This window comes from Pareuzebyella sediminis (assembly GCF_008367235.1).
Lineage (GTDB): Bacteria > Bacteroidota > Bacteroidia > Flavobacteriales > Flavobacteriaceae > Pareuzebyella > Pareuzebyella sediminis.
On record NZ_VTZS01000004.1, the window covers coordinates 134997 to 158520 of the forward strand.

At 42.4% G+C, this 23524-nt stretch carries 27 protein-coding genes; 19 read left to right on the forward strand and 8 right to left on the reverse strand.

Annotation, left to right across the window (positions count from 1 at the left end; all coding sequences use genetic code 11):
- A complete protein-coding gene (gene tamL / locus F2B13_RS14665; RefSeq protein WP_149304542.1) occupies window positions 1-2349 on the forward strand; it encodes a translocation and assembly module lipoprotein TamL in 2349 nt (782 codons plus the stop codon).
- Here tamL and F2B13_RS14670 read toward each other — a convergent pair.
- The 4 genes from F2B13_RS14670 to F2B13_RS14685 form a co-directional block, all read right to left on the reverse strand.
- Window positions 2346-2684 carry a hypothetical protein gene (locus F2B13_RS14670; RefSeq protein ID WP_149304543.1) on the reverse strand — a complete coding sequence of 113 codons (339 nt, stop codon included), beginning with the start codon at window positions 2682-2684 and terminating at the stop codon, window positions 2346-2348. The genes tamL and F2B13_RS14670 overlap by 4 nt on opposite strands.
- 232 nt (window positions 2685-2916) lie before the next feature.
- Entirely contained in the window at window positions 2917-3285 is a 369-nt protein-coding gene (locus F2B13_RS14675) for a hypothetical protein (protein ID WP_149276531.1), read from the reverse strand.
- 199 nt (window positions 3286-3484) lie between these two features.
- A complete protein-coding gene (locus tag F2B13_RS14680) occupies window positions 3485-4555 on the reverse strand; it encodes a phosphotransferase enzyme family protein (protein ID WP_149304544.1) in 1071 nt (356 codons plus the stop codon).
- The gene (locus F2B13_RS14685) at window positions 4552-5442 is read right to left on the reverse strand and encodes a nucleotidyltransferase family protein (protein ID WP_149304545.1); all 891 of its coding nucleotides are present in this window, start codon (window positions 5440-5442) and stop codon (window positions 4552-4554) included. Before F2B13_RS14685 ends, F2B13_RS14680 begins: the two co-directional genes overlap by 4 nt.
- A gap of 161 nt (window positions 5443-5603) precedes the next feature.
- Here F2B13_RS14685 and F2B13_RS14690 point away from each other — a divergent pair, with 161 nt between their 5' ends.
- Window positions 5604-7205: a sulfatase family protein gene (locus F2B13_RS14690; protein WP_149276534.1), complete on the forward strand. Its 1602-nt coding sequence runs from the start codon at window positions 5604-5606 to the stop codon at window positions 7203-7205.
- A gap of 2 nt (window positions 7206-7207) precedes the next feature.
- On the opposite strand, the gene F2B13_RS14695 is transcribed toward F2B13_RS14690, so the two are convergent.
- Window positions 7208-8188, reverse strand: coding sequence for a GlxA family transcriptional regulator (locus tag F2B13_RS14695; protein ID WP_149304546.1), 981 nt, complete (start codon window positions 8186-8188; stop codon window positions 7208-7210).
- A gap of 350 nt (window positions 8189-8538) precedes the next feature.
- On the opposite strand from F2B13_RS14695, the gene F2B13_RS14700 reads away from it, so the two are divergent.
- The 9 genes from F2B13_RS14700 (at window position 8539) to F2B13_RS14735 (ending at window position 12230) form a co-directional block, all read left to right on the forward strand.
- Window positions 8539-8958, forward strand: coding sequence for a VOC family protein (locus F2B13_RS14700; RefSeq protein ID WP_149276536.1), 420 nt, complete (start codon window positions 8539-8541; stop codon window positions 8956-8958).
- Between the two features lie 61 nt (window positions 8959-9019).
- Window positions 9020-9412: a VOC family protein gene (locus F2B13_RS14705; RefSeq protein WP_149276537.1), complete on the forward strand. Its 393-nt coding sequence runs from the start codon at window positions 9020-9022 to the stop codon at window positions 9410-9412.
- Between the two features lie 110 nt (window positions 9413-9522).
- On the forward strand, window positions 9523-9900 hold the full coding sequence (locus tag F2B13_RS14710; RefSeq protein ID WP_149276538.1) for a DoxX family membrane protein: 378 nt from the start codon (window positions 9523-9525) through the stop codon (window positions 9898-9900).
- Window positions 9901-9977: 77 nt separating this feature from the next.
- Window positions 9978-10106: a hypothetical protein gene (locus tag F2B13_RS20735; RefSeq protein ID WP_262713832.1), complete on the forward strand. Its 129-nt coding sequence runs from the start codon at window positions 9978-9980 to the stop codon at window positions 10104-10106.
- A 5-nt stretch (window positions 10107-10111) separates the two neighbouring features.
- On the forward strand, window positions 10112-10489 hold the full coding sequence (locus F2B13_RS14715; RefSeq protein ID WP_149276539.1) for a nuclear transport factor 2 family protein: 378 nt from the start codon (window positions 10112-10114) through the stop codon (window positions 10487-10489).
- A 50-nt stretch (window positions 10490-10539) separates the two neighbouring features.
- Window positions 10540-10962, forward strand: coding sequence for a VOC family protein (locus tag F2B13_RS14720; protein WP_198440143.1), 423 nt, complete (start codon window positions 10540-10542; stop codon window positions 10960-10962).
- 52 nt (window positions 10963-11014) lie between these two features.
- The gene (locus tag F2B13_RS14725) at window positions 11015-11392 is read left to right on the forward strand and encodes a VOC family protein (protein ID WP_149304548.1); all 378 of its coding nucleotides are present in this window, start codon (window positions 11015-11017) and stop codon (window positions 11390-11392) included.
- A 13-nt stretch (window positions 11393-11405) separates the two neighbouring features.
- A complete protein-coding gene (locus tag F2B13_RS14730; protein WP_149304549.1) occupies window positions 11406-11825 on the forward strand; it encodes an SRPBCC family protein in 420 nt (139 codons plus the stop codon).
- Window positions 11826-11843: 18 nt separating this feature from the next.
- The gene (locus F2B13_RS14735) at window positions 11844-12230 is read left to right on the forward strand and encodes an iron chaperone (protein ID WP_149304550.1); all 387 of its coding nucleotides are present in this window, start codon (window positions 11844-11846) and stop codon (window positions 12228-12230) included.
- 54 nt (window positions 12231-12284) lie between these two features.
- On the opposite strand, the gene F2B13_RS14740 is transcribed toward F2B13_RS14735, so the two are convergent.
- Window positions 12285-13247 carry a helix-turn-helix transcriptional regulator gene (locus F2B13_RS14740; RefSeq protein WP_149304551.1) on the reverse strand — a complete coding sequence of 321 codons (963 nt, stop codon included), beginning with the start codon at window positions 13245-13247 and terminating at the stop codon, window positions 12285-12287.
- 387 nt (window positions 13248-13634) lie between these two features.
- Between F2B13_RS14740 and F2B13_RS14745 the strand changes: the two genes are divergently transcribed.
- The 7 genes from F2B13_RS14745 to F2B13_RS14775 all read left to right on the forward strand — a co-directional run bounded on the left by F2B13_RS14745 (window position 13635) and on the right by F2B13_RS14775 (window position 20269).
- The gene (locus F2B13_RS14745; RefSeq protein WP_149276545.1) at window positions 13635-14147 is read left to right on the forward strand and encodes a DinB family protein; all 513 of its coding nucleotides are present in this window, start codon (window positions 13635-13637) and stop codon (window positions 14145-14147) included.
- Window positions 14148-14530: 383 nt separating this feature from the next.
- Window positions 14531-16123: an amidase gene (locus F2B13_RS14750; RefSeq protein WP_149304552.1), complete on the forward strand. Its 1593-nt coding sequence runs from the start codon at window positions 14531-14533 to the stop codon at window positions 16121-16123.
- Between the two features lie 158 nt (window positions 16124-16281).
- Entirely contained in the window at window positions 16282-17157 is an 876-nt protein-coding gene (locus tag F2B13_RS14755) for a cation diffusion facilitator family transporter (RefSeq protein WP_149304553.1), read from the forward strand.
- 113 nt (window positions 17158-17270) lie between these two features.
- A complete protein-coding gene (locus F2B13_RS14760) occupies window positions 17271-17768 on the forward strand; it encodes a DinB family protein (RefSeq protein WP_198440144.1) in 498 nt (165 codons plus the stop codon).
- A gap of 16 nt (window positions 17769-17784) precedes the next feature.
- Window positions 17785-17994 (forward strand): hypothetical protein, encoded by a 210-nt coding sequence (locus F2B13_RS14765; RefSeq protein WP_232625250.1) that lies wholly within the window; start codon window positions 17785-17787, stop codon window positions 17992-17994.
- 70 nt (window positions 17995-18064) lie between these two features.
- On the forward strand, window positions 18065-19426 hold the full coding sequence (gene hemN / locus F2B13_RS14770; protein WP_149304556.1) for an oxygen-independent coproporphyrinogen III oxidase: 1362 nt from the start codon (window positions 18065-18067) through the stop codon (window positions 19424-19426).
- 15 nt (window positions 19427-19441) lie between these two features.
- Window positions 19442-20269 (forward strand): universal stress protein, encoded by an 828-nt coding sequence (locus F2B13_RS14775; protein WP_149304557.1) that lies wholly within the window; start codon window positions 19442-19444, stop codon window positions 20267-20269.
- 11 nt (window positions 20270-20280) lie between these two features.
- Here F2B13_RS14775 and F2B13_RS14780 read toward each other — a convergent pair whose 3' ends face one another.
- Entirely contained in the window at window positions 20281-21150 is an 870-nt protein-coding gene (locus F2B13_RS14780; RefSeq protein ID WP_149304558.1) for a PIG-L deacetylase family protein, read from the reverse strand.
- A gap of 12 nt (window positions 21151-21162) precedes the next feature.
- Window positions 21163-22554: a Gfo/Idh/MocA family protein gene (locus F2B13_RS14785; RefSeq protein WP_149304559.1), complete on the reverse strand. Its 1392-nt coding sequence runs from the start codon at window positions 22552-22554 to the stop codon at window positions 21163-21165.
- Window positions 22555-23061: 507 nt separating this feature from the next.
- Between F2B13_RS14785 and F2B13_RS14790 the strand changes: the two genes are divergently transcribed.
- On the forward strand, window positions 23062-23514 hold the full coding sequence (locus F2B13_RS14790) for a pyridoxamine 5'-phosphate oxidase family protein (RefSeq protein WP_149304560.1): 453 nt from the start codon (window positions 23062-23064) through the stop codon (window positions 23512-23514).
- Window positions 23515-23524 lie beyond the last annotated feature (10 nt).

Sequence of the window (23524 nt, forward strand, 5' to 3'; positions counted from 1 at the left end):
ATGATAGTTTCCATTGCTGTTTATTATAGAATCATCAGACCGTTGCTGAAGAGTATAGGCGGGATATTCTTGTTTTGTTTGGTTTCGTGTAGTGTGGAGAAATATATTCCCGAAGGGGAAGCGCTCTACACCGGGGCCGAATTGGAAACCGAAGTCTTGACCGATGATAAAATAGACGATTTCAAGAAAGTGAAAACAGAGCTTAATACCTTGATGCAACCAAAGCCCAATTCCTCTTTTTTGGGAATGCGGCTCGGTTTATACTTTCACTACAAGGCGCAGCGGGAACACCCTGGTTTTTTGAACAAGTGGCTCAATAAAAAAATTGGGGAAGAACCGGTGTACTTTTCCGATACCAATATCCAAAGGATAGAAGACCTCATTTTAAATAGATTGGATAACCGAGGTTTTTTCTATAGCGACGTAGCCTCTGAAATCGACAGTACCGCAAAATACGCTAAAGTCAAATATACGGCGAGCTTGCCCAAGCCCTACACCTTAGAACAATATCAACTTGAGAAAGATTCCTTGCCCATTTATAATGCGATAGCCGAAACGCTGGCTGAAAGCCCTATTAAGAAGGGTAGTCGCTTTGATCTAACCTTGATGAAGTTCGAACGTGAGCGGATCGACAATTCCCTTAAGCAAAAGGGCTATTATAATTTCAACCCTGATTTCTTGATTTTTGAGGCAGATACCAATCAATATGATAACCGTAAATTCGATCTGTATTTACGATTGAAAAAACAGGTTCCCCAAAAATCGGTGATACCCTATGTTATAGATTCGATTACGGTATATCCTACATATAGCATCGCGGATACTATCCAACGTGCAGTGCCAGTGACTGAAGGTAATATTCAATTTGTTCAAGATGAAGAATTCTTTAAGCCCAAGAGGTTAGCGCCCTATATCCTTATAGACAAAGGTCAGCGCTACAACGCCCAGTTGGCCCGTTTAACCAGTAACCGTCTTTCAGCTATAGGAAGTTATAAGTATGTCAATATACAATTTAACGAAAAGGATACCACAGCAGTAAAAGAGGGTCCGGGTTTGTTGAACGCGGAACTCTATCTCTCACCGCTGACCAAAAGATCTTTACGCACCGAATTGCAAGCGGTTACCAAATCTAATGGTTTTGCGGGACCGGGTATCTCGGTAGCGTATAGTAACCGTAATCTTTTTAAGGGCGGCGAGACGTTGAGCATCGTTGGAAATTTTTCTTATGCCACGCAGCTCTCAGGGGGAAATAGCCAAAATTTGAGCAGTATTGGGGGAGGACTCAAAACTGATTTGACCATTCCAAGATTGATTCCCTTTTCGCCCCGTAGCTTTAAATATGCCGTGCCTAAAACAAAGGTAGGTTTAGGGGTCGATTTTCTTAACCGAAGCAAGCTTTATACGTTGACCTCTTTCAACACTTCTTTCGGATATACCTGGAATGCCAACAGGTTCGTATATCACACCTTGAATCCCATAAGTGTAAATTATGTGAATTTGACCAATACTACGGAAGAATTCGATGCCATTTTGGACAAAAACCCGTATTTGAAGCAAAGTTTTGAACAGCAGTTTATCGCAGGGCTTAATTATACCTTCACGTACAATGAATTGGTCGATGAAGATAAGACCCATCCCATTTTTATCTCGACCAGTTTAGATGTGGCGGGCAATACCTTAAATTTGGTCAGCGGAAGCAAGAATACCGTTTTCGGTTTGGAATATGCGCAGTATGCCAGGGCAGATGTAGACCTACGCTATTATCTTCGGTGGGCCAAAGAACAAGCCTTGATTAGCCGGGTCTATGCAGGCTGGGGAATTCCCTATGGCAACTCGAACACATTACCTTTCATAAAGCAATTCTTTTCTGGAGGACCTTACAGTGTGCGTGCCTTTAAGATACGCTCTTTAGGCCCGGGCACCTTTACTTCGGAAAGCGAAGATGATAGAACCACCTTCTTTGATCAATCGGGTAATTTGAGTTTAGAGGCTAATCTCGAATACCGTTTTCCAATATGGTCCTATTTAAAAGGAGCTCTATTTGCCGATGCAGGGAACGTTTGGTTGACGTATGAGCCGGAGGTATCCGATGATGAAACTCCCGAAGGAATAGCATTTAATGATCGCCTGAGGGAAGAAGGGAAGTTCGGCAAGGATTGGGCCAAGCAACTGGGGGTAGGCGTAGGGTTTGGCTTAAGAGTAGATATTCAGAGTTTTGTGATCCGATTAGACCTGGCCTCACCAGTAAGGGTTCCCTACCTTCCTGAAGGAGAACGTGGCCGCATACCTTTTTTCGACGGGGGCCCCAATAATTTTGTATTTAATTTTGCTATTGGGTATCCCTTTTAAAGCATGACTATGGTAAGTTTTCCAGGTTTTAAACCTAATAATGATAGGTTAGGGTTTACCGATCTATACATGGTAAGAGATGGATGGCCGAAGCATATTCCAACCGCATAGAATAGATGTTGACCAAACCGGTGGCCGCTCAGTTTACGTTCTTTTATTACGGTCAATGTTTTTTCAAGTAGATCATGTTCAGATGAGGTGAAAATGCGCCCATGGCTATTATGTAATCTCGAAGGTCTTGGGGAGGTGAGTACATTAAATGCATCTTCCAAAACCTTTGGCAAAAGAAGCCCATTGAAAATGTCTAGCTCTGAAGTATTCGCGCTTATGCGCATATTTATCGGCGGTGGCCAAAGTTGCTTAAATCCCCTCTCCTGCCCTTAATTCGGCTCAAAGGTTTTCGAGTTTAGATTTCCGGTCAAGAGTTTCCGTGTTTTTCATCTTTCTAAAATTATATAGGAAAGTTAAGCTTGTACTTGGATTGATAATAGCACAATTCATATCAAAGAAGGCGCAATAAAAAAGCTATCTCGGAGGATAGCTTTGGAAATAAGGGATAATGCGATTCTATCTGGAACAATTGGCGCCCCAGATTTCGGTATCCTCAGTAAAGGCAATTATAAGTTCGCCTTCATCAATCTTGACCGTACCGGAACTGTTCACAAGAATATTTTGATTTTTATCCATCTCAAGACCATTGATACTCGGTATGTCATTTGAAAAATTAAAACTATAATTGTCTCCCACTTTAACTACGGTGACCCTGCCGTCATCAGTTGAGATGTCTGTATTGTTATTAGAGTTGGTATAACTAACGCTTCCTCGATACGTTCCCACAAAAAGATTGTCATCACTCGGGTCATTATCTTTACTACAGGAGATTATTGTCGTAGCCACGAAGCATAGCATACCTAAAATTTTCATCGAATTTTGCATAGAAAATTGTTTTCGTTTTTAATAAAGCCCAAAGTAACGAAGTCGAAGGGGGCTTCATTTGTGTTTTAGATAATTTTTTAAACGCAATACGCTTTTGCGTTAAATTTTAAGGCAAAATAGCCGAAGCCCTTACTGTCATATTGAAAGGCAAGGGCTTGAAATAGGATTTCAATGGACTAGTGAACCGACCCGAACAAGTTTAGCTAAGTTTCTCTTGTACGATTTCTTCCATGTATGCCTTGTTTTCCAAGGCTTTCTGAGTAAAACTGAAGAGACTGAGACAACGATCTAGGTTTTGGTTTTCGTAGGCTACCTTGTAATAGACGTTGCCGTTCAGATAATCGGTTAACGCCCTTAAGCCGTGCAGAAAGGGCATAAGTATGGCACCCCAAGGCATGGCCTTCACTTCTTCGTTAGAAAGAAAGTTCTCATTGGCGGCCAATCCATCTACAAAGGCCTCAAAAAGCTTTTTTTCAAAGGTTATTTTTTCGTGCTCCTGCTCGTCTTCCGGTGCCGTATTTACGATGGTACGCACGGCATCCCCGAAATCATAGTGGAAATGGCCTCGCATCAAGGTATCTAAATCGATAAGACAAAGGGCCTTTTGAGTTTTTTTAGAGAATAAAATATTGTTGAGTTTCGTATCGTTGTGACAGATGCGAATTGGAAGGTTGCTCAGAGCCTCGTTGCTCAGCTCTTTCAAAACCCTGTGTGCAAAAGTAATTGCGCTCTGGGCGGTATCGAGTTTGGTTTTTTCACCCGATTTTAAAGCTGCCTGAAATTGAGCTTTTCGATACCCGAGATCATGAAATTTAGGAATGGTATCGATATAGTCATCGGGGTTTGCTTGCTGCAATAGGATGTTGAACTTGCCAATAATTTTTCCGGCCTCAAAGGCTACTTTGGGGTCGGTCGTAGTATTGTACGCTGTAGAGCCATTGATATAGGTCATGGTGCGCCAATAACAGGTCTCCCCATTTTTGTGCTTATAGAAGCTGCCACCGTCTTGTGTCTTGACCAGAACTATTTCCCTATAGTCTTCATCGGTGAGATGCTGAAATGCATTTCGTACGTTGTTCATCAACCCCTCGACATTTGTAAATACTTTATGGTTGACACGCTGAAAAATGTACAGGGGTTTTGAACCGTCGAACACCAAGAACGTATCGTTGATAAATCCATCTGTTAACGGTTTAAAAAGATAGTCCTTGCTAGGCACCCTAAAATTACTCAAGAGTTGGTTCAGTGCTTTGTCGGTGTAGGTTTTCATCGAAATGGCCAAAGTGGGGCAGGATATTTGCCTGCGGCTGTTTTTTCTTTGAGGTCGTTTACGGCCTTTTCTCGATCGCTGGAATAGGTGACCCCAAACCAATCTCCGTCGGAAGGAACAACGTTGACTTCGATCTCACCCGCCTGTAGCATATCTTGAATTATTTTCGGAATATAAAGCTCGCTCTTGGCTCCAGGATCACTACTGGTCAAAAACTTCCTAAAATCTTTTTCTATCTTCGGGAATATGGAGGGCTTGCAGATCCAAAAATTCATGCTTACATGCTCTTCCCCGGTATATTCATTACCCGAGTCAAGATCCAGTACTTTTCCGTCTTTAGGCACTAATTTTAGGCGTTCGTCAACCGATTTGAGATCATCCCCATCGACCTGGCACACGCCACGGGAAACTGAACCGTGTTCCGAAAGGGTGTTTTTTAAGGTATACCCTACAAGGGCATAGCGATTGTCGTCTTGATGCGCTTTAATAAAATTGGCCGCATTTTCATAGGCAGATTGTCCGTAGAAATCATCGGCATTCAACACCACAAAAGGAGCATCGACTACATTTCTGGCGGTCCATACGGCATGGGCCGTACCCCATGGCTTTTGGCGCTCACCGTCAAATTGACAACCGTCAGGGATATCGTTGACTTCTTGTGCCAACACATCCAATTCAATATTTTCGGGGAGACGACTGCGCAAATGGTCATAAAGAAATGAAACACTGTCTTTTTTAGTAATCACTACGATATGGTCGAAGCCATTTTTCAAGGCGTCATGAATGCCAAACTCCATAAGAAATTCCCCGTTCGGTCCCAAATCGTCGAATTGCTTCAGTTTTCCATAACGCGTTCCGCTTCCAGCCGCCATTAAAAGTAAAATCATAATAATTTTTTTAGGTTGGGCAAAAATAGGTTTTTACGATTAAAAACTATATGCTATTGCAATTTTCATAGGTCTCCATGTTATTTTCTTCCATTTCATTTATTTAGAATTTCATACTTTACCACTTTATATCTCATTATAGAAAATAAAATTAGTGATCTATGAAGTTTAGGAGTTTTTTTCTGTTCTCGTTATTGATAATGCTTGAAATTTCGGCCCAAGATCAAAAAAGGCCTAATATTCTGGTTATTATTTTCGATGATGCAGGTTTGGATATGAGTGCCTACGGAAGTACCTATGTCAACACACCTGGCTTTGACGCCGTAGCCAATGAGGGAATGCTTCTCAATAGGGCCTATACGCCGAATGCGAAATGTGCACCTTCTAGGGCCTCTATCATTACCGGCAGAAATTCGTGGCAGCTCGGTGCGGCTGCCAACCATGTCATTTATTTCCCTCCCCAGTTCAAAACCTATCAAGAGGTACTGCTCGAAAATGGATATACCACGGGATATACTTCAAAAGGGTATGCCCCGGCCGTGACGTTAACCGCCGATGGCATGCAACGTGAGGTGATGGGCAAGGTATATAACGGGAAAAAGCTCGAACCGGCAACTTCCTTCATTTCCGGGAATGACTACAGTGGAAATTTTAGGGATTTCTTGGAAAAGGCGCCGAAGGACAAACCATGGAGTTTTTGGGTAGGCAGTGTCGAACCGCATCGTGGATATGAGTATGGTTCCGGAAAGCGCCTCGGGGGTAAATCGACCGATATGATCAAAAATTTCCCTCCGTACTGGCCCGACAATGATGTCACGCGCAACGATTTACTCGATTATGCTTTCGAAATAGAGGATACCGATAAGCATATTGCCCGAATACTTCAGACGCTGAAAGAGAAGAACGAATTGGATAATACACTTATCGTCGTAACTTCTGATCATGGTATGCCTTTTCCAAGAGTAAAAGGGGATCCATATGAAAATGCCAATCATATCCCCATGGCCATACTTTGGAAGGATAAAATGAAGGCCAAAGGCCGAACTATTGACGATTATGTCAGTTTTGTCGATTTGGCCCCAACGTTTTTGGAAGCAGCAGGAATCGACTGGCAGACTTCGGGGATGTATCCTTCGCCTGGCAAAAGCTTGATGAATCTCATTACTTCCGAAAGATCGGGCCAGATCGATGCTGAAAGGGATTTTGTATTGGTCGGTAAGGAGCGTCACGATACAGGAAGACCGAACGATGTCGGATATCCTATTCGCGGTATACATAAAAACAATATGCTTTACGTGAAGAACTACGAAATCGATCGTTGGCCGAAAGGCAATCCCGAGACAGGATATCTTAATACCGATGGGAGTCCAACCAAGACGGAAATTCTGAACCTGCGCAGAAAAGGGGATAAAAAATACTGGAAATTGAGTTTTGGTAAACGCGTAGTGGAAGAACTATACGATATTGAAAAAGATCCCTTTTGTATGAACAATCTGGCTTCCGATCCGGCTTATGCCGATATGAAGACAGCCCTAAAGACCACTATGGAAGCGAAGCTTTTGGCCCAAGGTGATCTTAGAATGTCGGGTTACGGGCATATATATGAACAAGCCCCATTGGTCAACGGACGAAATTTTTATGAAGAGTATATGGCAGGCAAAAGTCCCAAGGCGGGTTGGGTGAACGAGGGCGATTTTGAGCCCTATCTCTTAGATGGCGACGGCAATGAACTTAAGCCAATGGCACCTTTAATCAAAAACTAAGATTACCCGGCTATTGCCTTCGTATATTTACCCTTGTATTCCCTTGGGGAAATACCAACGATTTTCTTGAATACGTCACGAAAAGATTTGGGGTCGTTGTACCCAACTTCATACATGACTTCGTTCACCGTCTTTCTTCCTTTCTCTAGTTCTTTCTTTGCGGCCTCGATTTTTACCCTTTGGTGGTACTCCAAAACCGTATTCGCGGTCGCTTTTTTAAAGCGTCTTTCGAAAGTGCGGCGGCTTAAGGCCATTTTTCCAGAAAGATCATCAATAACAATGCGATTGGTAAAGTGCTTTTCAATATGCTCCTGTGCTTTCAGTACAATAGGGTCATTGTGTGCTTTTTGCCCGGAAAAAATCATAAAGGGGGATTGACTGCCCCTATCGATATCGACCATAAAACTTTTAGCAGCCATGACGGCCGTTTCACGGTCTGTATACTTTTCGATAAGATAAACGATTAGGTTGGTGAATGCATAGGCGCCACCACTGGTATAAATACCTTCGGCATCGGTTAAGATTTTATTGTCTTGCAATTCTACCTTTGGAAAACGCTCACGAAAGAAATTGGCCATACTCCAGTGCGTCGAACATCTTTTGCCATCCAATAGACCGGTTTCGGCCAGAAAAAAGGAAGCGACACAAAGGCTGACTATTTCCGCCCCTTTTTTATAGTGATCCACTATCCAGGGAATGAATGCGGCATTGAGTTCCAAATTCTTTTCAAAATCTCCGTGAATTGCCGGTATTACGATCAGGTCGGTGTTTGTGACCTCGTTAATAAGAACCTCCGGGTTTATGGTAAAAAGCCCGGGAGTCTGCAACGTATGTTTTTCCAAACCTACAAGCTTAATCTGAAAGGGCAGCGTTCTTCCCGACTCCTCATAAAACGCATTTACCCATGAAAGTATTTGGTGGGTGCCTCCGATGTTTACGACGCTGGCATGACCCTTAGGGATGAGTATTGAAATGTGCTTCATATAAGGCTAATTTAAGATTTTGACCATATAATTTTGTTCAAAAGGCACCTGTAATTGAGGTATTTACTTAAATTTAATCTGGCTAAGATAGTGATACCCAATGTCGTAATCAACCCGTGGTATTGACGGAAATACCCTCGGATGGCAAGCGTAAACCAAACTATCTTTGAGGTGTTGGTAGGTGGAAATGGAATGGGAGTATAATGAAAAAGGACATTTGGCAATTGTGTTGCCCAAGCTATTGTTTTGAACTGCGAGTAAGGCAACGTTGTGATGCTATGACGCCTAGCTGTGATGAAGGGAAGAGATTGCCCTGGTTAAGTCCAAAGTATGAATTTAAAAGTGGAACAATGAAAACTATTTGGTTGAATCTGCCGGTCAAAAACGTTCAAAGGTCAAAGGACTTTTTTAAGGCAATCGGATTTCGGGAAAACCCCATGCATCGGAATGCCGAACACTTGGCGAGTTTTTTAATTGGCGATAACGACTTTGTGATGATGTTGTTTCCGGAAGCTGATTTTATAGGGTTCACCAACAATAAGGTCTCCGATACCCTTAAAGGCACCGAGGTCTTGTTAAATATAGATGCCCAAAGCAGGAGCGAAGTCGATGAAATGGCCAAAAAGGTTCTCGCTGCCGGTGGTGAAATTTACGCAGAACCGGGAGAGGCCCAGGGGTGGATGTATGCCTTTGGTTTCAAGGATGTAGACGGCCATCGCTGGAGTATGTTATATATGGATATGGGCAAGATGCCACAAAATAATACTTGAATGTAAACCGAAGAATCCCTTGCAAGAATGCACAACTGATGAATAACATAAAATAAGAACAATGGAAAATCAGAAGGTAAACCCGGTCGTGTGGTTCGAAATATATGTAGATGACATGCAAAGAGCTCAAAAATTCTACGAAGACACCCTAAAAATGGCTTTGACCGATGTGCCCTTGCCTCCGGGCGATGACAGTCTCGAGATGAAATTTTTTCCTTCCGAGATGACCGCTTTTGGTTCTAGTGGCGCCTTGGTGAAAATGGAAGGTTTCGGTGCAGGAGGTAATAGTACGTTGGTTTATTTCTCCAGTGACGATTGCAGTATCGAAGCTGGGCGGATAGAAGCTGCAGGCGGTAAGTTGGTCAGGGCTAAAATGTCTATTGGTGAATATGGCTTTGTTGCCCTCGGCACCGATACCGAAGGCAATATGTTCGGTATTCATTCCATGAACTAGAAATGTCGCGTAAGAGGGATGTTACCCGGAAAACGAATTGAATTTCCAAAAAAGAAATAATACTGGGAGACCAAGATTCAATCAATCTATAATTGCTAAACTATAAACCGATGAAACAAAAAATTCTTACTGTCTTGTCTGTGCTATTCGGCCTCTTGTTGATCAACGGAGGGTTGAATAAATTTTTTAATTATATGCCGCCCCCGGATGATATTTCCGAGGCCATGCTCAAAGATTTTGGGGCACTGACCGAAATAGTATGGTTGATGCCGCTGCTCGGAATTGCAGAAATTGTAGGCGGCATTTTGATTGCCATTCCTAAGACAAGAGCCTTGGGAGCGGTGGTTATATTTCCGGTAGCCGTTGGTATTCTGTTGACCCATATTTTTGTGGATACCGATGGATTGATAATCGCTTTGGTTATCTGGGCCGTCCTTATCTGGATTTTGTTCGAAAATAGGGGTAAATACGCGTACATGATAGGATAGCCCCGACATTAAAAGCATGGTGGGCCATTTCCGATTGGCAACAAGTGCGGAAGGAAAGGGCCCCGTAAAACTATATCATGAATATCACGAAAGGGAAAACACAGTGTACCGTAGCAATGGAAATCAGTGATGCATATGTCGCCTATCTCACGAAAGTCTGGCCTAAGGCCTTAAAAAAGGAAAAGCACTTGCAGAAGAATAGTTGATGACCATGGCAAAGATGATCACTACCATCCATTGCGGAAATTCTCCAAAAATGGTATTTCTAGAAAAATTTAATCGCGCCTATGCCGAAGGCAACATACCTTATCTTCTCGAATGTGTGACCGATGATATTAGCTGGAGAATGGTCGGTGATCAGGAAGTTGTGGGAAAATTGAATTTCAAAAAGGTACTGCTCGAATTGGGGCAAAGCAATATTCAGGAGATGGTCATTGAGAAGATTTTTACCCATGGTAGATTGGGGGCGGCCAATGGCACCCTCAAAATGCATAACGGAAGTACGTATGCCTTTTCCGATATATATGGTTTCTCCAGTGCGAAGGGCAACGCAATCCGTTCGATTACCTCGTATGTCATTGAAATATAATTTGTGCTTGCAATCTGCAAAACAGGGGAACAATCTAAAAATAAACGATCATGAAAGTAAATCCATATTTAAATTTTGATGGGAAGGCCGAAGAAGCCTTTCTTTTTTATAAATCGATTTTTGGCGGGGAATTTATCGGCCATATGAAGATGTCGGATGCACCCGACATGAATGATCTTCCAAAGGAGGAAATGAATAGGGTGATGCATATCTCGCTACCCTTGGGCAAAGATACGATACTTATGGGGTCCGATATATTGCCTTCGGCTGGCCACTCTTTAAATATTGGGAATAATATATACGTCTCGATTCATCCGGAGAGTAGGGAAGAGGCTGATCGAATCTTTGCCGGCTTGTCAAAAGGGGGGGACATTGAAATGCCCATGGCAGATCAATTTTGGGGCGATTACTTTGGAAGCCTTGTCGATCGATTCGGTATCCGATGGATGATAAATCATAATGATGATTTTTGAAATTCTTAATAGGTAATTGCCGAAAATCTTTCAACAATTAAAGCGTACCTCAATGTTAGAAAATTCGAGACCCTTTAGCAGCTTCTCGGTAAATAATCTAGAAAAAGCAAGGGCATTTTACCAAAATATTTTGGGCCTCTCGGTTGAGGAGAATGCTATGGGCGTACTGGAATTGCGCGTTGAGGGCGGGCAGCCGATTAGCATTTACCCGAAAGATAACCATATACCGGCTACTTTTACGGTGCTTAATTTTCCGGTTACCGACATTGAAGATATGGTGGAATGTCTCAAGTCGAAGGGGGTAACATTTGAACATTACGACCGTCCCCAGACCGATGCCATCGGAATTTGCTGCAATGAATCCGGTCCTTCGATAGCGTGGTTCAAAGATCCTGCCGGAAACATCCTCTCCGTAATAGAAGTAGAATGAAATAATTTAAAATATGGAAAAGAACGAAAAAATAACTATTGAAGCAAAAGTAAAGACCCCTATAGAAAAGGTCTGGAAATATTGGACGGATCCCAAGCATATCGTAAAATGGAATAGCGCATCAGAAGACTGGCACACTACCAAAACAGAAAATAATTTACAAGTGGGTGGAAAGTTCACCTTTAGAATGGAGGCCAAAGACGGTAGTATGGGTTTTGATTTCGGAGGAACTTACGATCAGGTTAAACCGAGGGAAAAGATTTCCTATACCCTCGACGATGATAGAAAAGTACAGGTCACTTTTGTAGAAGAAGATCGACAGACCAAAGTAGTCGAGGTCTTTGAAACGGAGACCACCAACCCAGTAGAAATGCAGCGCAATGGCTGGCAGGCTATACTCGATAACTTCAAGGTCTATACCGAATCGAATTAAAAACTATGGCAAGAAAGGATGGACAAAAAAACCAGACCTGACAATGTTGATGGCTACATTTCCATGTTTCCGGATAGCGTACAAAGGGTGTTGCGAAAAGTAAGGGCCACTGTTCTGGAGGCGGCACCACAGGCTGAGGAAACCATTAGTTATGGAATGCCTGCTTTTCGATATCATGGCATATTGGTTTATTTTGCAGGCTATGCCAATCATATCGGCTTTTACGCTACCCCTACTGGGCATAAAAAGTTTGAGAAGGCACTGGCAAATTATAAACAGGGAAAGGGTTCCGTGCAATTTTCATTGGATAAGCCCATCCCTTATGACCTCATCTCGGAAATCGTCACGTTCAGGGTGGCCGAAAATTTGGAGAAGAAAACGAAGAAGCGGAATCGGGGGAAGTAGAGGCCAGGGTATGCGAGAGCATTTCCAGAAATTTCGGCCCATAAATGGCATGGGCTAACCAAAAAGACCCTGTTTTGTTTTCTCCAATATTTCGTTGACCCGTGTTTTAAGGTGCTCGGGTTCCAAGATTTTGGCATAATCCCCGAACATCAAATACCATCGAGCGAACCCGTTTTCAAGATCGGTGGTCATAAAAGTCATTTCCACTTGGTCTTTAACCGACTTTTCAGAAATAAAGCCATAGTGCTTCTTGCTCCCCCCGATGTATCGTGCAATTTTACGATCGATCAATATACGTACCTTGGTTTTATTTTCGGGCTCCTTTTGTGCGCGTAGTTCATCTAGCGTGCCATGGGATAATTGAAACGGGCGCTCGGTACGCTGAATTCCCAGCATCCGGTCTGTACGGAAATGGCGATATGCTTTACGCAGATGGCAATGGGCTATTACATACCAATAGTTGTTTTCATGAAAAAGCCCTACCGGTTCGATATAACGCGTTGAGGGTTCTTGTGCTTCCAAGGAGTGATAGGTCAAGAATACTTGTTTTTTTTCGGCAATACTCTCAAAAAGTAATTCAAGGGCGTTGGGCACTTCGTCATTAAAAAGTACCTGGGCAGGGTCTATGGTCACTTGGGTCTCTAAGGCGGAGACCCAATCTTTTTCGCTACCCCGCAAGATCGATTTTACTTTGAACATGGCCGATTCATGATAGGCGCCCAGGGTTTTATCGGTAAATTTTTGCATCAATTTTTCGGCCGCGACGAAACTTCCCGCTTCTTCCCGGGTAAACATGACAGGCGGTAGCCGATATCCTTCCATGATGGAATAGCCGACTCCTGCCTCACTGATAATGGGCACCCCAGAGGCCTCCAATGTACGGATGTCGCGATAAATGGTACGTAAGCTTACCTCAAAACGGTCGGCAAGCTCTTGGGCCTTTACGACTCTTTTAGATTGTAACTGAACTAAAAGGGCGACTATTCGATCGAAACGTTTTACTGTATCAAAACCCATAATTGTTGTATAAATATCCCAAAGATAGGACTTCAAATGAAAGCCAGAGGATCGGATTTTAGGTTTGAATGCCATTAAAAATTATCCTTTTTCAAGTGGTAAAGTAAAGGACTAGGAGTGACAAGGGGTTGTCACTAGGCTAAAAAAAAACAAATAAACAGTACGTTTTACAAGACCGTAAAAAAAGAAATGGCCCGCAGCTTCTGATACATCCTATGGGGACTCTCAAACTTTTGAATACAAGCCCATAAATGGAATAAAACCCTTAATTTTAAGAAAGTGATTTCCGCGAGATTGAAAGCTTGAAATAGACAATCGATTAATGACTAATTTTTACGTAAATCTAAACAAGCATCAATAAGGGAAGGTGCAAATATTTTGAGGGCTATGACAATTGAAGATTTTAAGGCTACCATCGATAAATATATCAGCCAGTTGCAGCACTATGACCATGCTGAATTATATTTGAAACCAAATAAATCCAGTTGGTCGATGGGCCAGCTATACATGCACCTTCTTGAAGAAACGTATTGGTATTTTGAACAGATTCAACTTTGTTTGGGAAATTCTGACCATGCTCAGGAAGCCATGTCTGAAAAAGCAAAAGAGATGTTTCGTAACAATGGTTTTCCCAATGAAATAATTAAGGGAGACCCTTTTATTTCGGAGCAGATTGCTCAGCCTTCCGATAAAGGGGACTTGATTGAAAAATTCGAGAAGTTAAAAAGTGATGCGTACGTGATTTGGGATAGTATCGAATCCGCAACGCAGTTCGGTAAGCGAAAACATCCCGGGCTCGAATTTTTCGGTCCGAAAGAGTGGTTTCAATATGCTGAAATGCATATGCGACATCATCTCAGACAGAAGGAGAGAATCGATTTGTTTTTAGCGCATCGATGATTTAGATTTTGATAGGAAGGTGATTGATCGAAGTGGGTATTGCCCTATATGGACGCCTATATCCGTAGTATTGTGGTACGGTTGGAAAAATTAATTGATATCCTCATAAAGATTGAAATTCTTGCTTTTTTCTTCTTTAGAGGTTGTGGCAGTACGTCGTTCCGAAAATTCCGATACCATTTTGAAAAGAAAATTTTAGGGACTCACTGGGGAAAGGATAACAGGTTGATCTCAAAATCTTCTTTACGTGATTGCCCCATGTGAAATTCAATGGATGGATAGGTACGAAACTGTTTTCCGATGTTATGATCAAATGGAAAATGACAGTCTATGGGTACTTCGAAAGAGAATACAATTGACGATGATGTCCGATTTAAAAAGGTATGAAAAACTACAACACCATAAACTTCCAGGCGCTAAGGGTGGTTTTGCCCTTGCTTTTACTTTGTTCCTGCGGTTCGCCCATTAGAAAAGAGGCCGATCCTATAACGGTAAATGATGAGATTACCATAGCAGAGATTCAAGAGGCATATAAAACCGGAAAATATTCCATAGAAGAGTTGACCCGTTTTTATTTGAATAGGATCGATAGTCTGAGTTATAATGGTCCGGAATTAAATGCCATGATTACTGTTAATCCAGATGCTTTGTCCATTGCCGAACAACTTGATGATGAAATGAACGAAGGTAGTGTTCGTGGTCCCCTTCATGGGATCCCTATTGTACTTAAAGACAATATAGATACAGGAGACAAGATGCCCTGCACCGCTGGTGCTCGTTTCATGAAGGCATCCTATCCACTTGAAGATAGTCCATTGGCGGCGCAACTTAGGCAGGCTGGGGCTGTAATTCTTGGAAAGGCGAACATGAGCGAATGGGCCAATTTTCATTCCAACTATTCGTCCAGTGGATGGAGCGGTTTGGGAGGCCAAACGAAGAACCCCTACGACCTTACCCGAAATCCATGCGGTTCAAGTTCTGGTTCCGCGGTTGCCGTTTCGGCAAACTTATGTGTGTTGGCTATAGGAACCGAGACCAACGGTTCGATTGTTTGCCCCTCAAATAATAATGGCATTGTGGGGATTAAACCCACGGTCGGTCTTATTAGCAGAAGAGGGATAATCCCTATATCGTTTACACAAGACACCGGTGGCCCCATGGCAAGAACGGTTACCGATGCGGCGATTTGTTTGGGGGCTTTAACAGCGGTAGACTCCCTAGATGCCAAAACCTTGTCGCCCGATAGAAAAGTATGTAGAGACTATACCCAATTTCTAAAAACGGACGGCATGGTCGGGAAGAGAATAGGATACTGGAAGAGCCCGCTAGGCCATCACAAGAGAATGACGGAGGTAATGGACAGGGCCGTTACTTTTTTTAAAAGCCAAGGAGCCATGATCGTTGAACTAGACAGTGTGATCGCACAAGATACGAGCGACTATTCGTTTACTGTGCTGCTCTATGAGTTCAAGGATGGGTTGAACCAATATCTTCAAAATTTGGGTTCGGCCGCCCCGGTGCCTGATTTGGAAGCGTTGATTGAAGAAACTTTTAAAGACAGTGTCGAAATGAAATATTTTGACCATGAATTGCTTAAAATGGCTCAATCTAAGGGAAGTCTTGATGAGGATGACTATTTGAATGCCTTGCAAGAAATGTTGAAGTTAAGTCAAAAGGAAGGTATTGATGCGGTAATGAATCAAAATCGTTTAGATGCTATTATTGCTCCCACGGGAGGACCGGCTTGGAAAACAGATCTGATCAACGGCGATAATTTTGGTATACATAGCAGCTCTCCGGCGGCCATTGCCGGATATCCGAATATAACCGTGCCAATGGGGCAAATTGATGGGTTGCCTGTAGGGTTGTCGATATTCGGTAGGGCGTGGTCCGAACCCGAACTGTTGGAAATTGCTTATGCCTATGAACAAGGTACGGCTAAAAGATTTACACCAACCTTCATCGAAGGAGAATAATTTCACCAACAATCTTTTGGTCTTCAAAAGGCACTTTAACGTGTTTTTAAAGGTAAGTTTGGTAATCAGGGCCCTTCTATTTGCTTCTTGCGTATCGTGAGATTCCGAACCTATTCAAAAAATGCTACACTATTATTTTTTTAGATTTGCACGGAACTATGAATGACGTAAAGGCTGCGATACGAACCACCTACTTTAGCCTCATTGGCAATACCAGTTTAGCCCTTATAAAAGGCCTAGCAGGGGTGTTTGGCAATTCGTATGCCTTGATTGCAGATGCCATAGAATCGACCACGGATATATTTTCATCCCTATTGGTCTTGTTTGGACTAAAATATGCAAAAAGACCGGCCGACACGAACCACCCTTATGGGCACGGCAAAATAGAACCCTTGATTACGTTTATCGTAGTCGCTTTTCTGGTCGTTTCAGCAACGGTTATTGCCTATGAGAGTATCGAAAACATACGCACCCCTCACAAGGTGCCTAAGGCGTGGACGTTACTGGTTCTAGGGGCCATTATTATCTGGAAGGAATGGTCTTATAGACTGGTCAGTAAAAAAGGAAGGGAAACGAATAGTTCTTCATTACTGGCCGATGCGTGGCACCATCGAAGCGATGCCATTACTTCGGTAATGGCTTTTATCGGAATATCCATAGCCTTAATTTTTGGCAAAGGCTATGAAACGGCCGATGATTGGGCCGCTCTGTTCGCTTCCGGATTTATTCTATACAACTGCTATTTGATTTTCAGACCGGCTTTGGGCGAGATAATGGATGAACACCAATACGATGATTTAATCGAAGAGATAAGGGAAGTTTCCCTCCAAGTACCCGGGGTGCGTTACACCGAAAAGTGCTTTATCAGAAAATCTGGAATGCAATTCCATGTGGATCTACATGCGTCCGTTGATGGGCGTATTTCGGTGAAGGAAGGCCACGATATCGCACATGAGCTTCAAGACCATTTAAAGCGACAAATTCCAAACTTGTTCCATGTGCTTATCCATATCGAACCCGATATAAAAAACTAGCTCTTGGGCCAAAAAAATCAAGGTTGACTATTACTGCTGACAAACTGCTGTCACTTGCCCCTTTTATTTTTGCTTCCATACAACAATTATTTACACCAAAAACAATGGAAACAATGGTAAATCAAGCAGAAAAAGTAAAGCAAGTGATTACTCCTTCAGAATTATTGGTACACTGGCAAGGACACAGAAGTCTAACACGAAAGGTAATTGAAGCTTTTCCGGAAGAAGAGTTTTTCAAGTACTCTATTGGGGGAATGCGGCCCTTTTCAGAAATGGTAATGGAGCTATTGGGTATCGCGGTTCCTGCGCTTAAAGAAATAGTAAGCGGCGAAACTGTTGCTCTGAACGAAAAGTTTGAACATGAAAACAAGAAAGCCAACTTACTTCAATTGTGGGATGAAGCCACCGAAGAAATCAATGTTTATTGGCCCAAGATCGGTCTTGACCGTTTTCATGATTCCATAAAGACCTTTGGTCAATATGAAGGTACTGTTCAGTCTTCCATTTTCTATTTTATAGATAACGAAATACACCACCGTGGTCAAGGGTATGTGTATTTACGGTCTTTGGGTATTGAGCCGCCAATGTTCTGGGAACGGCAAGGTGTTTAATTCCTAAAAGATAAAAATGGTTTGGGTATTCAAGACATCGGTGCAAAAAAAGAACCATGTGCGTCGATTGCGGCCTTTGTTGGATCGAACGATAAAATCAGATGGACAATGGAACTTTGACCTGGAGGATTGTGACCGTATTCTCCGTGTCGAAACGAGAAAATTAGATCCTTCGCTCATTGCATGTCTTCTAAGACGTAATGGTTTTGATTGTGCAGAATTGTAGGGTGACCTGATATTTATCATAAAATAGCTTGTGAGGCTGCCATAAATTTGAATTAAACTATTTCTTATTTATGTGCAGCCTTATTCAAAAATATAATGTCCCCGGCCCACGTTATACCAGTTATCCAACAGTTCCTCATTGGGATATCGACACATTTTCGGGTAAGACCTGGAAGGCGACGGTGAAGAAGAGCTTTGATGAGAGCAATGCTTCCGAAGGAATTAGCCTTTACATTCATTTACCTTACTGTGAAAGCATGTGCACTTTTTGTGGATGCCACAAGAGAATTACGAAACGACATGATGTGGAGACACCTTATATTCGTTCCGTACTCAAGGAATGGGAATTATATTGCAATCTCTTCTCGGAAAAACCGAAAATTAAAGAATTGCATTTGGGTGGCGGTACTCCCACCTTCTTTTCCCCCAATAACTTAAAATATCTGATTAACGGTATTTTTAAACGGGCAACGAAAGCCGAAGCGTATGAGTTCAGCTTTGAAGGCCACCCGAACAATACCACGAAAGATCATCTTCAGGCGTTATTTGATGTCGGTTTTAGAAGGGTAAGCTTTGGGGTTCAAGACTATAACGAAACCGTTCAAAAAGCAATTCATCGTGTACAACCTTTCGAGAAGGTTAAGGAGGTAACGGAAGTAGCCCGGGAAATCGGGTATACTTCGGTTGGTCATGATATTATTTTCGGTTTGCCCCATCAGACCTTGCGCCATGTGGAAGAGACTATCTTAAAGACCAAAGAGCTTATGCCAGATAGATTGGCTTTCTACAGTTATGCCCACGTGCCTTGGCTTAAGGGAAATGGTCAGAGGGGATATAAGGACGACGACCTGCCCAGTGCCGAACAGAAGCGCCGACAATATGAAAGGGGCAAGGAACTTTTGACCCAAGTAGGCTATCATGAAATTGGCATGGATCACTTTGCCCTTCCATCGGATAGTTTGTTCCAAGCTACACAATCGGGAACGTTGCACAGGAATTTTATGGGGTATACGGCGACCAAAACCCAATTAATGGTAGGCCTTGGCGCTTCGAGTATAAGTGATAGTTGGTATAGTTTTGCCCAGAACGTAAAGAGTATAGAGGAGTACGCTCACTTGGTAGAAAACGATATAATTCCAATTTATCGCGGCCATATACTGACGGAAGAAGACCGTGTTATTAGAAAACATATATTAAATTTAATGTGTGGATTTGAAACTTCGTGGGCGCAGCCTGAAATGTATTTTGATGAAATAAACGAAGTCGTTCAAGCGTTAGAAGAAATGAGAAACGATGGTTTGATAACTATAACCAAAGGTCGATTACAAGTTTTTGAAAACGGACGCCCGTTCATACGGAATATTTGCATGGCTTTTGATTTACATTTACGAAGAAAGACTAGTAAGACGAGGTTGTTCTCCATGACCATATAATTTAAATATACAAAGATGAATAAGATTATAGTACCACTGGATTTTTCTCAACAATCGGAGTACGCCTTGAAAGTGGCCGCTTCTTTGGCCAAGAGATATGGAGCTGATATTTTGGCACTCCATATGCTTGAATTAAATCAGGCCATGATAACTTCTTCGGAAGGTTTTCATCCTGAGCAGACTGTATTTTTGATAAAATTGGCCGAAAAGCGATTCACGGAATTTTTAGACAAGTCTTATTTAAAAGGTATAAAAGTTACACCTGTCGTAAAGCACTACAAGGTCTTCAGTGAAGTAAATGAGGTGGCCAAGGAGCACAAAGCTGATCTTATCGTAATGGGCTCCCACGGCACCGATGGTCTTCAAGAGATTTTTGTAGGGTCTAATGCAGAGAAAGTAGTGCGCAATGCGGACTTGCCCGTTTTGGTCATCAAGAACGAAATGGAAAACTTTAAAATTGATCATTTTGTTTTTGCTTCCGATTTCATGGAGGAAAGTATAAGCTCTTTTAAGAAGGCCAAGGCCTTTGCCTCGATGATGAATGCCAAAATGGATTTGGTGTACATAAATACACCTGGCGATGGTTTTTTGAGTACAGGGGATGTGTACGAAAGAATACAACACTTTCTGGCGAAAGTAAATGTAGCCATGCATGTAGAGGTCTATAATGATTACAGCGTAGAACGCGGAATTCTAAATTATAGCAAAAAAAATATGGCAGATGCCATTGGTATCTCTACCCATGGTCGAAAAGGACTTTCACATTTTTTCATGGGCAGCATTGGAGAAGATGTGGCCAATCACTCAAAACTTCCAGTAGTTACCTTTAAGATTGGCGACTGATTCGCTGACTTTTACTGGGGTAGCATGGGAAACAGCTTTTTGATTTCATTGTCGGAAGGCTGTTTGCCATATTCACAAATTTCGAATCCTTCTGCATTTTTAACGGTAGGGGCCTTGTCGCCGTACCATTTTTTTAGGCTTTCCATTGTAGCCCCGTTCGGCGCATGAGACCGCCAGTTGGTCAAAAATTTCAAACGTTCTTCTTCAGATTCGGGTACTTGGTCTAATGTGCCCATCGTCCAGGGTAACCATTCGAAGAACTGTGATTCATGAGCTGCCATGGCATATATTTTTTGTTCGAAGACCTCGTCGATCGCTATCGCAACGTCAGGCTCAAAGGGACTAGGTTTTTGAAATCCGTCTTCTGAATACAAAAAGACAGGATTCTTTTTTAATGGAGGAACATCGGGGGCTACATTGGGAACGATGACCATATAAGCGGCATCTTGAACAAGAACGCCTGTATATCTATGATCGGGATGGTAGTCATTGGGCCTTGGTGCAATTACGATATCCGCATTCCATTTTCTTATTTCACGAATGACTTTCAACCGATTTTCCAGGGTCGGCATCAATTCTCCATCATGGTTGCCCAGTACTGTATATTCCACCCCAAAACGTTTTCCAGCTTCCTGGGCTTCCTTCAAACGAATTTTTGCCAATGCACCACCGCCCTTTTCTTGATGCCCTGCATCCCCATTGGTCAAAGAGACAAATTTGACATTATGGCCCATTTTTGAAAATAGAATGGCCGTGCCACCGGCATCATTGTCACAGTCGTCTGGATGTGCCCCAAAAACGATAACATTTATTTTTTCGGTTTGTGAATATACCATGGGAATTGTAAAGCAAAAACAGATTAGTAATACATATTTTTTCATGTAGTCGAGTATTTAGGCTGGTTTCATGGCTTTGGGATCCCAAGCCACGGGACGGTTTTGATAGTAACTATCGTTGGCCAACAGGGCTGCCCCGGCGGCACGAAGTCCAAAGGTAGGATCTTCTACGACCTTACCTTTTCCACGAATGGCCTGGAAGAAATTGTAGAAATGGTCATGGTGCCCGCCTTTATAGTCGTCTGGAGCCTCCCATTTTGTCTCGCCAGTGCTCAGTGACGTCTCCCTAGGTTCAAGATTTTGTTCGGAGTAGCTTTGCCTAATTTTCTTTTGTGTAGCTTCGGTGAACGAGACCATCGAATACCCATCCGGTATCATATCTAATTTCGAACGTCTCAAGGTTACCGCACGCTGCCCTACCTCCATTTCGCCCTCGGTACCGACTAATTTGAAGCCACCGCCACCGCCGCTGCCGGCGATAAAATTGATCCTGAAAGCGGCATTGAATGCTGCATGCGTATTTGTTTTCGGATAATCGTACAGCGTGATACTCACATCAGGAACATCTCGACCATCTTTCCAAAAGCGAAGTCCTCCGGTGGCCTGTGCACGGTTTGGCCCCATAGAACTGATAATGTAATTAAGGCTTGAAAAGGCATGTACGAAAAGGTCTCCCGCTACCCCGGTACCATAATCACGGTAATTTCTCCAACGAAAAAATCGTTTTGGTTCATAGGGCACTTTTGGGGCATTACCCAAAAAGGTATCGAAATCTACGGTTTGGGGGTTCGCATCGGGCGGAATGGGGTACTGCCAAGCCCCCTCGGCAGAATAGCGATCGTTGAAGAAGTCTAGCATGACAATGTCCCCGATCGCCCCATCTTCATAGAGCTGTTTGGCTTTTTCGTTTCCCAGTGAAGACATTCCCTGGCTTCCTATTTGACAGAGCTTTCCAGTTGATTTTTGAGTGTTGATAATTTCTTGACCTTCTTCCCACTTTTGTACCATAGGTTTTTCGCAGTATACGTGCTTTCCCGCTTTGAGGGCGTCGATGACGATCTTCTTATGCCAATGGTCTGGTGTCGCTACAATTACGGCATCTATGTCTTTTCGGTCCAAAAGGGCACGATAATCACGGGTAACAAAAATATCTTCTCCCCAAAGTTCCTTGGCCCGATCGAGCCTTCCTGTGTAAAGATCACAGGCCGCAACCAATTTTGTTCCACTTACGGTCAGGGCAGATTTAGTATCGTAAATTCCTTGAATACCAGATCCTATGAGACCCACATTAATTTGATCGTTGGCCGTATACAAACTGTTTTCGTACTCCCTCTGAAGTACTAGTTTTTGTTGGTAGGAAGATGAAAAAACCAAAGGAGCTGCTCCTAAAACTGTAGAACCCAAGGCGGCCTTTTTGATAAAAGACCTTCTAGAGGTATTCTTCTTCATGTGATGTTATTTAGCTGAGATGGAAATTATGAGGAAATTAACCAATTTATCGTGGGTGCCAAAATATGTAATGTTCAAAATGATAAAAAAGAACTCCTTTGCTAGGAACTAAAGCCTGCTGAAGGAAATTTTATGTAGTCCAGGTGCAAAAATTGATAAGAATATTTTGTACGAGGCAACCTGAAGTGTCGAAAAAATCATGTTTAGGGCACATCTAAGTGCCTAAAAATTGACGAAACAATTCCAAAATCATGGTGAAAGCCATTTTTATGAACTGGTTTTTTCTTATTTTTAGAAAGAGGGATTACGCCTGCACTATAGTCATAGAATGGGTTAGACTTTTATAATAGAAAGTTACTTTTAGAGTCTATACTTATTCTCTTGGCGATTTGCATTTCTATTGACCAAGTCTAGAATCGAACGAATTTCCCCTTTCTTTTCACGCCCCTCTATTTGTATATCTCGAACACTATTTTTTGTTTGAAATCCGATATTAATACTTGAATTATGCCAAAGTATCTTTCGAAGGTCGAGTGTCTTAAAGAAATAGAAAGAGAATATGTGGCGAAGCTGGGATACATTTCTAAAGAAAGTCCTTTCATCGTGCCCATAACCTACTTTTATGATGAAAAGGAAAATAGTATTATAGCGTTTTCCACTTTTGGCCATAAGATAGAGAGCATGCGCGAAAACGCTGCCGTTTGTTTATATCTTGATAAGATCGTTTCGGTTAAGGAATGGAAAACAATCCTTATACATGGTGAATATGAGGAATTAGATAAGATAGATCATGAATTCTACCTAGAAAAGTTAGGTCAAGGAGTTAAGGGTATTCTGAATATCAACGATCAAAAAAATACAAGAGAGATGGAAGAATTTTCCAACGTGAAGTTCTTGAAAGGAGACCCTATCGTATTCCAGATTAAAATTTGGGATATCACTGGAAGGTTTATGGGTTGAATAGGCTCGA